The following is a 12079-nucleotide window of genomic DNA, read 5'->3' as shown; positions in this document are numbered from 1 at the left end:
GCCCCCTCCGGTTAACGGAGGGGGCTTTTTTCAAAAATAGTCTTTGTTATCGTCTCTACTGGATTAATCCCAGCCAGTCTCTAAGAAGGAATTGAAGGCGTCCTATCAGCAAAGAAATACGCGACATAACCGTTAATCCGAAAGTGGCTCCGAACCCGAGCATGATGAAGAAAATACCGACAGGCGAAACCACGGTCGAAAGCACGCTCTTCTCTTTTCGCGAGAAGAAAAAGTATATCAATGTCGCAAGAGTGCCGATGAGTATCAATATGCCCCAGAATCCGCCTGAAAGCGCGAAAAGGTTATCGCCTTTGAACATCTGCGGCATAATCTGCTGGACGCCTGCTTCCATCTGCTTGAAGATGCTTGCCTGAAACATTCTGGGAATCGCCATTCCGGAACCCCAGCCAAGCGTAATGGCTATTGGAATACGGACCAACCATGAGATCTTGGGAATAAGCCGCGCGAAGTACAAAAGACCAAGCAGTATGGGAATTATGAGGATTACTTCGCCGCCGACGAAAAGAGGCTTGAATGCAATCTGCCATAGGGCGTTGTGCCATATGAAGGTTAGCGAATAACCGACGCTGAGACCGAGAAACAGATGCTCGGCGACGCGGTAAAAGGGGTTTTCCTTGAAAAGTATGCTGAATATTGCAAGGGTCAGGATTGCCGCTATCCATACCCAGGGATTCAAAGATATGTGCATCACTTCCTCCTCGTGGCAAAGTGACTGATGTTCCCGATAATGACGAAAAGAATAATCACTATCAGGGATGCGGACAGGGCTGGAAGGGATTGGGTGGCGCGCAGGAATATCTCTTTATCAGGATAGTACTTGTCCTTGACGAGCCTTTCGTACTCGGCGCCCGCTTTCATGCCGGCAAGCATTCCTGTAAGCTGTTTCGAGCCGAGGTAGGGATATATATCAGCCACAGAAACGGCCGTTATCCCTGTGCTTACAGGAACACCAAAAGTAGTATAAGCGTACGTTATCCAATAACCGTAATATGTTGAACCTGTGAAGCTTATGATCAAAGCTACATCGTCGTAGTTGCGTATGTTATTCATCATAGGAATCTGGGAGATGGGCGTTCCGTTGTTATCCGCTCTCCATGTTTGTTCTATGGAGTTGCCCATTCCTAGTATTACGGCAACTCCGCCAGGTATCCATCCCAATATCACATAATCCTTACCGTACTCCTTGCCGTGTTCTTGGGCAAGTCTTTCAATTACATCGACGCCTATATTTACGCCTTGAACGCTAAATGGAGCCATCACCACTACAGGGATGTTTCGGGCGAAGGCATGCCGGACTACGGCTTCGAACTGGGGCTTAAGCTCAGGTTCGACCTGCGGGTCAAAGTCAACGGAGATCATCAAAGCCTTACGCTGCGAATGGATGTCAATGTTTTCTATGTGATTGAAGACATCCAGCGTTCGGGGCATTGCCCTGACCTTGGATGGAAGCTTTATGACGGCTACGAGAGGTACAATTACGACCACAGCAATTATCCCGTAGATTATCCTGCGGTCTATTTTACCGAGTTTTTCCCAGAAGTTCATTTGCCACCTCCGCCTAGGTAACCTTTTTCGATTCCGAGTATTATCTTTAACGAAGTCGCGATGCTGCCGAGAACAGCGCCCAAGAGAATCCCGCGTTTCGCTGCAAGATTAGGTACGGATAGGAGCCATTCGCCAAGGTTTCCTATGGGAAGAACGTTGTAGAGGATTATTGAAAGCATCACAATAAAGGCGGCTATCAGTAGAAGGGTCGAGACCAGAGACTTGGCTCTGAAGGAACGGTAGGCGGCAGAAGCGATATAGAAGGCAAGCACTGAAAACATGGTTGCTCCAAGCGGGACCATCATGTATGAATAGAAATTATTGAAGAGATACAGGAAGATGTTCTGGCCGTTTACAGGCCAGAGAGTAACGCTAGGGGAGCGTCCAACAAGCCCGAGGATGCCCATTATTACAAGAGCTCCAAGGGCTATCGGACTGTACTGCCAGCCTTCCTTTTTGTGTCTTATCTTCAGATAATGGTGGGTTACAAAACTCGAAAGTCCCAGAATGAACGCGAAAGAGCCCATTACTCTCAGCCATTCCAGCGAAGTATCGTAAAACGCCTTGGAGAACTGGTGCGGGATGAAGAACTGAATCATCATCACGATGCCGAGCACCAGCGTAATTACTAAAGGTAGTGTGCGCTGCATTTAACCTCCTATACCGTTTGAAGTATCTGGACCGCAAACTCGAGGCCGAATGCGGCAAGCAGGCTGAGTATCACAAGCAATACTGCAATTGTCGCCTTGCCCCAGTCCTGGGCCTTTATTGTTCCTATAAGTTCCGGATTGCGTGAGAGGTATGCGGAGGCCGCGTAAAGCTCCTCGCCTATGATGGTGTAGTCGCAGGCAGTAATAAAGAAAGGAAGCTGTGATGATGCATCTGTTCCTGCAATCTGTATCGCTCCCGAGATGTTTCCGGTTTCGGCAAGCAAAAGGGATTCAGCATAGAACATCCCGAGGAAGAAATTTGTTGCCGGTTTCTCGCGCAGCATGATTCCATTAACGCCTGATACGAACGCAAACTGATCGCCGGTCATGTAAAAGACGCTGTCCGGGTTAAAGGCGTCAGGCCGACCAACATCGGAATACGCTTCCTTGACGATTTCACGGGCGACCGTGTAGACGATAGGGTCTCGGTTCGGAACGATTATGGGAGTGTCGTACTGAGCCGTTTTCTTCGCTATGCCCTGCAGGATATTGAGTGCGGCGATGGTTGCTATGTCACTTATATCAGATAATCCCGGGACGAAGAGTATGGGCCTGCCCATCTCGGTCGCACGTCCTACGGCTTCATCAATTGCCTCAAGACCGGCAATCTTGCGTAGGAAGAGTTCCTTGCCGCGTTTTGCCCTTGAAATGAAGAACAACACAAGGAAAAAGAAGAAGACCATGGCAATAAGAACATTTATCCTCTGCAAGTGGAACCACTGAGGATATGCCTTTACTTCTGCCGAGGGTTCTGAAAGAACCTCTTCTTCTCCGCGAACTGCGGCAACCTTGTAAGTGTATGGCGTAAAATTGCTCATGAGTGATGCCTTGAGTGAAGCCACATAGTCTTCCATAGCCTTTATATCAGCCGTTAATTCTTTTATAGCTTCAGCATCTTTTTTCCTCTCGGCTTTTCTCAAGTCGCTTCGCGAATATTTCAACTGTGTCTCGATGTTTTTTATAGTGAAGAGCGCATCGTCGTTACTTTCCATTGTGCTGTCGCGGCGCGGAGCAAGAAAGGCTATCATTTGGGGTTCCTTTCCATTTTCCAGGCGGTAGACAGCATAACCATCCAGAAGGGCATCATCGGGAGAAAGTTTCCACTTGATGTCTATTTGACCGCCCTGGTCATTAGGCACATCGATTGCTACAACTTGAGAAGGAGGCCTTATAGGCGGCAGTACTGCCGGAACGCTGTCTCCTTCAGGCTGTAAAAAGATGAGGAAGATGAACTTAAAAAGGTTCAAATGATCCTCCTAGTTGAAGGCTTCTTTACATCTGCAAGGTTTTCCCCCGCAACGGGGGCAACCCTTATTGTATTTATCCAAAACGGCTTCCTCAAGGTCTATCCCGGCCAGATTGGCCATCGTACAGAGCCAGGCAAGCACATCGGCGAACTCTTCCTTTAGATGGTTTTCATCGGCATTTCTTATGGCACGTGCCAGTTCGCCGACCTCTTCCGTAAACCAGATAAAGGTCTTTGCCAAGCCTCTGGGGGAGTCCTTGTGGAAGAATTCTTCCTTAATCAATTCCTGGAATTCACGCACTCCAATCTTCGTTTCCATCTCGTGTATGATACGATAGATAGGTCGTTTGTCAATACCTTTCAGCCCTTCAGGGACCTCGATAGAACGCTTGTTTAAGGCTGCAGCAACGCCTTCTTGGTTATCCTTCGTGTTTTGCCCTGTTCAGGGACAAAGGTTAGTGAATAAAGATACACCCCAGGTGCGGTCCTTCCATTACTTGAAGACAAACCGTTCCATGATTCAGTGAATATGCCAGGTTCTCTATCAATAGATTCAAATAGAGTTGCGATATGTTCGCCCGCTCTGTTGAAGATTGAAAGAGTTGCCTTTCCCCTCGTCGGTATACTGTATATGAAGGTTGTGGCACCCCTGAAGGGATTCGGGTAGTTGTGGATGTCGAGCGGCGGTACGGCAAGAGTTATTATGTATGCCGAATCCTGAACCGATGGATTTGAGAGTGACTGTGCCCAAAGCGTTCGATGTTCAGTATTTCTTGAGTCCGGTGAACCTATGATGGATGCCAATTCGGGAGGAGAAGTTATTTGAACCTCCACTATCATTGTATCCTTGGCTACTAAAGGACCTGTAGTGGTTACTGGTTCACCCTGCGGTAGTCTCAAGGCAGCCTGCCAGGAAAGATCCGATTCCATCCTCAAATCGAAACTATCAGGTTCATTGCCCTGGTTTATTATTCTTAAGGTGTAGAGAATCGATGAGCCCGCATCTACCGTTCCTTCCTGATCGGGTTCGACTGATACACCTGGGATAAGATTCATCGCCCTTGTTATGAGCCTTATACTGTCTCTCACCAATTCATCAAGTGATGAAAAAGCGGTAAGATACGTTGTATCTACTGTGTTATGGCGGGCATTTGCAGGCGGAGCGATATCTATCCAGAGCAGGGCGGAATCGCCGTAAGCTCCTAGAGAACCTGCATCTATGTGAGAATCTCCATCAGAATCTGAAAGGTATGTTATTCCTGTGGAATCATACAAAAAGCATTGCCAGTTCTGACTGGAATGAAACGCAAGATTTATTGCTTCGGTTTTATTTCCAAGATTGGTTACATTTACTCGGTAGCGAACAGGAGAACCAGCATCTGTAGAATCAGTGGAATCTCTTTCGATTCTCACTTGAGGGACAATCCTGATGACGGTCATGAGAGCGGCCGCATCCCTGACCGATTGGTCAATGTTAAGCGCACCTATTACTCTTGAGGTATCAACTGTTCCGCCCTCCGCGCCTGGCGGAGAAGTAATTCTTGCAATGATCTCGACGTCTTCACCAGCTGAGAGAGGTCCGATATCAGCGTCACCGTCAGAATCCGAATCCTCCAGGGGCAGGCCGGCGTCGTCAAGGAGTTCGAGACCCCATTCTGAAATTGTTCCGCTTGAAGTCAAGTCGACTAAATCGCTTGAGTTGCTCTCGTTCCTGACAGTAAGTATGTAGTCAACAGCTTCGCCTGCAATAATGCTGTCCGTCTGATCAGGTTCAACGACAAGACCTGAGATTTGAGCAATAGTCGTTAAAAGAATGGCGGAATCTCTGACCAGAGGAGCAAGACTGGACGAGCCCCATACCCGCGTCGAGTCGGTTGTGCCAGCTATTGCCGCGCTCGGTGATGTGATCTCTACCCTGATAGAAACCGAATCAAATGAATTCATCGCTCCTACGTCGGTTTTTCGATCCTCATCAGAATCCGTCAAGGGGGTTCCCCCTGAGTCGAGAATTCTTATATCCCAGCCGTCCAGTGTGCCGGATGTTGCGATATCAATAGTATCCTTGTGTGTTCCCGTATTAACAACCCACATCGAATACACAATCGGCACGCCAGGGTTTGTTTCGGCTGATGAATCGGGTTGCACCCTTACGCCTGCGTCTGGTCTGTAGGTAAATTCATGAACCCATCTGTCGCCTCCTCCAGCATAAACCCTTACCGTATCATCGTTGCGGCCTTTGGCAAGATAGATATCGTGAAGCCAGGACCCGCTCGGAATCTCGCCGCAGTCAAAGGCGTTCCACTGGTTGTTTCGCCACGTATATTCGTAAAGGTGGCCTGGACTGAACGATCCTGCGTAAAGTCTTAATGTGTCATCGTTCCGGCCTACACCAGCTCCTATACCGAAGAAGCAGGATGTAGAATGCATCACCAGGGTGCGCGTCCAATTGTCGTTCTCCCATGTAAATTCATATATGTCTCCCGGGCTGCCCTGCGGTCCGCAGGATGCATAAACTCGTTTTACTCCGTCGTTGCGGCCCTCTGCAACGCATACTCCCCATGCACATCCGTCGGTCGTAGAAATAACTTGCGGAAACCATACGCCGCCGCGATTCGTAAATTCCCAAACATTTCCATCAGTGCACGCACCGTATATGCGGATTGTATCGTCGTTGCGGCCGTGGCCTGCGAAAACATCGTGCTGAGACCCGTCCGTGGATGAGGAACTTCCTCCCATGTACTGACTCGTCCATGCACCGTTCCTCCATGTAAATTCGTGGCATTGACCCTCATTTGTTCCCGTGTAAACCCTTAAGGTATCATCGTTTCGTCCGTATGCGACTACGCCGTCGTAGGAATTCTGTAGTCCTGAACTAATGGGTACCTGCTGCCACGAACCATCCTCGTAAGTAAACTCGTCAGGACCTGCCGATGTTGTCCAGGAGCCCGCATATATCCTTCTTATGGCGTCGTTTCTACCGAATCCGACCGAAAGGCCATGCATCTGACCCTGTCCCTTTCCAACAGGGTTCTTTCTCCATGAGCTACCCGAAAACGTAAATTCATAGACAGTAGAATCGTCGCATCCCGAATAAATCCTCAAAGTATCGTCGTTTTGACCGTAACCTACTGTTATTCCTTGCATTCCCGAGTTGCCGTTGCCTATCTGTTCATGGCCCCAGGCGTGAAAAAACAACGATGCAATTACAAAAATGAGTTGCATATTCTCCTCCGCTGATCTTAGTTTATAATTTAAGGTTAAAACTACTTAGCGAATGGCAAAAGTCAACGATAGGGCTGCAGATTTATTATTGTGACCGTCCGGTATTCGAGTTGTTGCGGTGGAATTTAGGCCAGGATGAGGAAGCGAGTCCTTTGGAATCGACGTTAATGGCGTAAATGTACCCATCGTCCGAGCCTACATAAAGGACTCCATCCGGAGATAATGCTGGCGACGATTTCACCGCACCCTCAAGTTTATACCTCCAAAGGAGTTGACCCTGGGAGTCTAAGATATAAACATAAGTGTCCGATGATCCGAAGTGCAAAGCTCCGTCCGCGCCCACAGCAGGGGTAGAGGTAACAGACGAGGCTGTTTTATAGCGCCATTTCAAGGTTCCTTGAGGTGTTATTGCGTAAAGATAACCATCTGATGAGCCTACATAAATGGTTCCATCAGTCCCAAGAGAGGGCGAGCATTGGACTAGTCCTTCCGTTGTATAGCTCCACTTGAGTGAACCACTGGATGTCAACGCGTAAAGCTTCTTATCGTCCGAACCGAAATAAATAGTCCCGTCCTGGGCTATAGCTGGCGATGAGTTAATAACTCCGCCTGCGGGAAAGCTCCATTCCTTTGTCCCCGATGTGTTGATGCAGTAGAGGTTCTTGTCTTCGCACCCGAAGTAGATGTTTCCTGACGAGGCTATAACGGGCGAAGCCGTAACCTTGAACGATTCCTCTCCAATCTCAAATCTCCATTTAAGCGAGCCATCAGGATTTAATGCGTAAAGATAATCGACTATCTCCTGGGTCACTTCTCTTCTTGCCCTTGCCCCGCAGTATATGGTGCCGTTTGCGGCTATTGCGGGCGATGATGTAACCTCGGAGGAGGAGCCGTATCTCCATTTCATGCTTCCAAGCGTTGTAAGAGCATAGACGTAATCGTCATGAGAGCCGAAGTAGATTGTTCCATCCTGACCTATCGCTGGAGAGGATTCCACGAATGAACCTGTCAGGTAACTCCATTTGAGGGAGCCGTCCTTGCTGAAAGCGTAAAAGCTTTTATCCCAGGAACCAACATAGACGGTGCCGTCGGAAGCAATTGCCGGCGAGGAGTTGACAATCCAGCCGGTTTTGTATTTCCAGGCTAAGGCATCCCGCTCGAGTACCGCGTTTATGCCCGATGTCGCGCCTGTCTGAATATAAATTTTCTTTTCATAAGGAAAGTATCCTGGGAGTTCGAGCCTTAGCGTGACATTGCCCAGCTTGACGTTATGCAGAGTGCAGTCGGTTTTCTTGCCGGTTGCGCTATCATCCAGAAAAACATCCGCACCTTGAGGAACAGACGAGATGATTATGGTTCCAAGGGTACTGTCGATCTTCCTCAAATTAGCATGAATTTTTGCGACGTCGCCATCTTCGAGCAAAATGGTCGTATCCCAGTCTTCATATCCCTGAAGCATTAGGGTTATCCCGCGCTCGCCGGGAAGAATATCCTTCAATGTGCAGTCGGTTTTTAGCGTTGTGGAGCTGTCATCAATAAACACGTCAGCGCCAGCTGGCTCTGAATACACTTTTACGTTTGCATAGCCAGGGGAAGGTCTTTCACAAGAAATTGCAATAAATGCCAGCCAGATTCCCGCAAGAAGCCATTTCCTGATCATTGAATACCTCCTGAAGACAGGGTATATATTGTAGCGAGATTATACTTTTTCCTGCATTTACGAATCCCCGTGAAAGGGACTCTTATCAGCATCTCTATTATAGTATTATCTCTTTTTTGTTTGAGCGGACGATTTCTTTGCCTTTTTCCTGCCACCGTTTTTCTTTGGTTCCAATATTGCATTTTTCAAAGCGGCGTGCGCAGCGGCAAGTTTTGCGATGGGCACGCGGAAGGGTGAGCATGAAACGTAGTTGAGTCCGGCGGTATGACAAAACTCAATCGACCTTGGGTCGCCACCATGTTCTCCGCAGATGCCGACTTCGAGCTTGGGATTGGTCTGACGTCCTAGTTCTATCGCAAGCCTTATGAGTGAGCCTACGCCTCGCTGATCAAGGGTCTGGAAGGGATCGTCCTTGATTATCCCCTTGTCGATATAATCCCAAAGGAACTTGCCGGAGTCGTCCCTTGAAAAACCCATGGCTGTCTGCGTCAGGTCGTTGGTTCCAAAGCTGAAGAACTCAGCCTTGGTTGCTATCTCATCAGCCGTGACGGTTGCCCTCGGGACCTCAATCATGGTTCCAATCATGTAGGGCATGTCTATGCCTTGTTCTGTAAGTACTTGTTTAGCAGTGTTTTCTACAACTTCACGCTGATTCGAGAGCTCATTGATGTTGCCAACAAGCGGTATCATGACCTCCGGTATTACCGTCTTGCCCTCCTTTATTACCAGACACGCAGCCTCGAAGATGGCACGGGCCTGCATCTCGGTAATCTCTGGATAGGTTATCCCAAGCCTGCATCCGCGATGACCGAGCATGGGATTAAACTCGTGCAGTTCAGCAATTTTTCCCTTAATCTTCTCTTCTCCTACGTTCATCTTCTCGGCAAGTTCCTTGATAGTCTCGGAGTCGTGCGGCAGGAACTCGTGGAGCGGCGGATCAAGAGTCCGGATTATTACAGGGAAGCCGTCCATCACCCTGAAAAGACCAACGAAATCCTCCTTCTGCATGGGCAGAAGTTTTGTGAGCGCTCTGCGCCTGCCATTTTCATCATCCGAAAGAATCATCTCACGGACGGCGTCAATTCTTGCTCCTTCGAAGAACATGTGTTCGGTCCTGCAGAGTCCGATTCCTTCTGCACCGAAGCGCCTTGCTATAACGGCCTGTTCAGGTTTGTCGGCGTTAGCTCGAACTCCAAGTTTGGCCGACTCCTCCGACCATTTCATGAGCTTTGCGAAGCGCTTGTACGTTTCCGACTGGTCAGGCTTCATGGAACCCTCGATGAGCACCTGTATAACCTCCGAGGGTCTTGTTGTCACCTCTCCAGCTATTACCTCGCCTGTTGTACCGTCAATCGACAAAAAATCACCTTCCTTGATTACCATGTTTTTGATGGTCATCTGACGGGTTTTGTAGTTGATTGCAAGGTCGCCGCAACCTGCAACACACACTTTTCCCATCTGTCTTGCCACCAATGCGGCATGAGAGGTCATTCCTCCACGCTGTGTGAGGATTCCCTGAGCGGCAGCCATTCCCCTGATATCTTCGGGTGAGGTCTCGATTCGTACAAGAATCACGCTCGAACCCTTTCTTGCCCACTCTTCTGCGTCGTCGGCATTAAATGCAACCTTCCCTGTTGCCGCACCAGGGCCTGCGGGCAATCCTTTTGCTAGAATGAGGCCTTCGGCCACCGCTTTCTTCTTCTCAGAACGGTCGAATACAGGTTGGAGCAGCTGGTTCAATTGTTCAGGATCTATGCGAAGTAGCGCCTCATCCTTTCTTATGAGCTTCTCGTCGACCATATCAACCGCAATCCTGATTGCGGCAAAGCCAGTTCTTTTTCCTGCGCGCGTTTGAAGCATCCAGAGTCTACCTCGTTCTACCGTAAACTCCATATCCTGCATGTCCCGGTAATGACGTTCGAGCCTGGACTGAATCTTCATTAGTTTTGAGTAGACCTTGGGCATCTCTTTCTCAAGCTGGGAGATGGGCTTAGGGGTTCTTACTCCAGCCACGACGTCTTCGCCCTGCGCGTTCTCAAGGTATTCGCCGTAGAACTTTCGCTCGCCTGTTGCAGGGTCGCGTGTAAATGCAACGCCTGTACCCGAATCAGAACCCATGTTTCCGAATACCATTGCCTGAACGTTTACGGCAGTACCCCAGTCGTCGGGAATACGGTTAAGCTTGCGGTACGTTATCGCGCGAGGGTTGTTCCACGAGCGGAACACGGCCTCGATGGCTCCCCAGAGCTGTTTCTCTGGATCGTTAGGAAAGTCCGCATTGGTTAAATCCTTGATCATGGACTTGAAGCGCTTGACTAAAGCTTTCCAGTCTTCGGCGCTCAATTCGGTATCGAAAGATGCGTTCTTTGCGTGCTTAACCTCATCAATCATGATTTCGAAGGGATCGTGTTCATCCTTTGAGCTTGCCTTCACGCCCAGGACTACGTCGCCGTATGTTTGCACGAAACGCCGGTACGAATCGTATGCGAACCGGGGATTGGAGGTCAATTCCGCAAGACCTTCAACCGTCTTGTCGTTAAGGCCCAGATTAAGGATGGTATCCATCATGCCAGGCATTGAAGCCCGCGCGCCTGAGCGCACCGAAACAAGAAGAGGATTAGAGGAATCGCCGAACTTCTTGCCCATTAGCTTTTCTATATGCTTCAGGCCTTTTTCCACCTCATCCTTCAGACCTTTGGGGTATTTGCCTGTTTTAAGGTAATCCATGCATAAAGAAGTCGAGATGGTAAAGCCGGGCGGCACAGGAATACCAAGATTAGTCATCTCTGCCAGGTTAGCGCCCTTTCCGCCAAGCACATTCTTCATGGCGGCAGAGCCATCCGCCTTTTCTCCACCAAAACGGTATACGAATTTCACTAATCCTCCTTAACTTTCGGATATGCGATTCTTAATATTTTTTTGACGCCGTTTCAAGAAACGTCCGGAGGTTCCTTTTGAGATTCTTCGTCCTGCGAGGTTAGCGATAAGAAATCCTCAATAACCGTGCGGGCGCGTTCGCTATCCTCTTCCAAGACCAGTATTTCTCCCCAGGACCTTCCTTCAAGCCAAGAAATCTCCCAAGGGTTGTGAAAAACCCTCAATTCAGCGCGTATTCCCTCTCCCTTGAGATATGCAAGTATCGCTCTTGCTTCAACTTCGTCCATAGGACGATATACTGCAACAACAGACATTCAGCCTTAATTATAGAACAAAACAGGGTAAAGGTCAAGTCGGTTTGGTCCTGATTCAAATATTTGACCGGCGGTTTCGTAGCACGAATCAGGCAATTCGTATGCCGAAGCGAGGTCAGGATTAATTCACCCCAACAGGTTGCTGCGCACCCCGTTGGGGACCCCGAACCAAGTCAGATTTAACTCTTTGCGATCAGGAATCATGGTCAAATACTCCCCAAAAGTAGCGGCTGGAAGCCTACAGCTTCGGCAGAATCGATTCCAGACCCGGGGTCCCCAAGAAATTGCGAAGCGATTTCTTGGGGTGGGAAAGATGGTCAGAAGCTGGACAAATTCCCTGGCGTGGTTAGTCAGGATTCGAGAAATGGAGTCCCGTTTGATGAAAAGCGTCACGAACTCCAACGTCATTGCGAGGAGAAACGCCGAAGGCGTTAGGACGCGGCAATCTCATAGCAGTATCTTGATTTTACGGCGCAGAGCCGTT

The 12079-nt window shown here is 49.0% G+C and carries 9 protein-coding genes; all 9 read right to left on the bottom strand.

Features of this window, described 5'->3' with window-relative positions; all coding sequences use genetic code 11:
• Positions 1–55: 55 nt before the first annotated feature.
• Complete coding sequence (locus GX441_05985; GenBank protein NLI98193.1) at positions 56–709, bottom strand: hypothetical protein; 654 nt, start codon at positions 707–709, stop codon at positions 56–58.
• Positions 709–1566: a hypothetical protein gene (locus GX441_05980; protein ID NLI98192.1), complete on the bottom strand. Its 858-nt coding sequence runs from the start codon at positions 1564–1566 to the stop codon at positions 709–711. The genes GX441_05985 and GX441_05980 overlap by 1 nt, the downstream gene beginning before the upstream one ends.
• Complete coding sequence (locus GX441_05975; GenBank protein ID NLI98191.1) at positions 1563–2216, bottom strand: hypothetical protein; 654 nt, start codon at positions 2214–2216, stop codon at positions 1563–1565. Before GX441_05975 ends, GX441_05980 begins: the two co-directional genes overlap by 4 nt.
• An 8-nt stretch (positions 2217–2224) precedes the next feature.
• Positions 2225–3523: a hypothetical protein gene (locus GX441_05970; protein ID NLI98190.1), complete on the bottom strand. Its 1299-nt coding sequence runs from the start codon at positions 3521–3523 to the stop codon at positions 2225–2227.
• 9 nt (positions 3524–3532) lie between these two features.
• On the bottom strand, positions 3533–3829 hold the full coding sequence (locus GX441_05965; protein NLI98189.1) for a nucleotide pyrophosphohydrolase: 297 nt from the start codon (positions 3827–3829) through the stop codon (positions 3533–3535).
• Positions 3830–3915: 86 nt separating this feature from the next.
• Positions 3916–6744: a hypothetical protein gene (locus GX441_05960; protein ID NLI98188.1), complete on the bottom strand. Its 2829-nt coding sequence runs from the start codon at positions 6742–6744 to the stop codon at positions 3916–3918.
• A gap of 85 nt (positions 6745–6829) precedes the next feature.
• Positions 6830–8404 (bottom strand): PQQ-binding-like beta-propeller repeat protein, encoded by a 1575-nt coding sequence (locus tag GX441_05955; protein ID NLI98187.1) that lies wholly within the window; start codon positions 8402–8404, stop codon positions 6830–6832.
• 105 nt (positions 8405–8509) lie between these two features.
• Positions 8510–11281, bottom strand: a complete 2772-nt coding sequence (locus GX441_05950) for a pyruvate, phosphate dikinase (protein NLI98186.1) — start codon at positions 11279–11281, stop codon at positions 8510–8512.
• A 53-nt stretch (positions 11282–11334) separates the two neighbouring features.
• Positions 11335–11595, bottom strand: coding sequence for a hypothetical protein (locus tag GX441_05945; protein ID NLI98185.1), 261 nt, complete (start codon positions 11593–11595; stop codon positions 11335–11337).
• Positions 11596–12079 lie beyond the last annotated feature (484 nt).

This window comes from bacterium (genome assembly GCA_012517375.1).
GTDB lineage: Bacteria > Hydrothermota > Tepidihabitantia > B3-TA06 > B3-TA06 > JAAYVC01.
This window is presented reverse-complemented; position numbering and strand designations above follow the sequence as displayed.

What these genes read in the sequence shown, in the direction of transcription:
- GX441_05985 (NLI98193.1), bottom strand. Translation starts at nt 709, where the DNA reads ATGCACATATCTTTGAATCCCTGGGTATGGATAGCGGCAATCCTGACC.
- GX441_05980 (NLI98192.1), bottom strand. Translation starts at nt 1,566, where the DNA reads ATGAACTTCTGGGAAAAACTCGGTAAAATAGACCGCAGGATAATCTAC.
- GX441_05975 (NLI98191.1), bottom strand. Translation starts at nt 2,216, where the DNA reads ATGCAGCGCACACTACCTTTAGTAATTACGCTGGTGCTCGGCATCGTG.
- GX441_05960 (NLI98188.1), bottom strand. Translation starts at nt 6,744, where the DNA reads ATGCAACTCATTTTTGTAATTGCATCGTTGTTTTTTCACGCCTGGGGC.
- GX441_05955 (NLI98187.1), bottom strand. Translation starts at nt 8,404, where the DNA reads ATGATCAGGAAATGGCTTCTTGCGGGAATCTGGCTGGCATTTATTGCA.
- GX441_05945 (NLI98185.1), bottom strand. Translation starts at nt 11,595, where the DNA reads ATGTCTGTTGTTGCAGTATATCGTCCTATGGACGAAGTTGAAGCAAGA.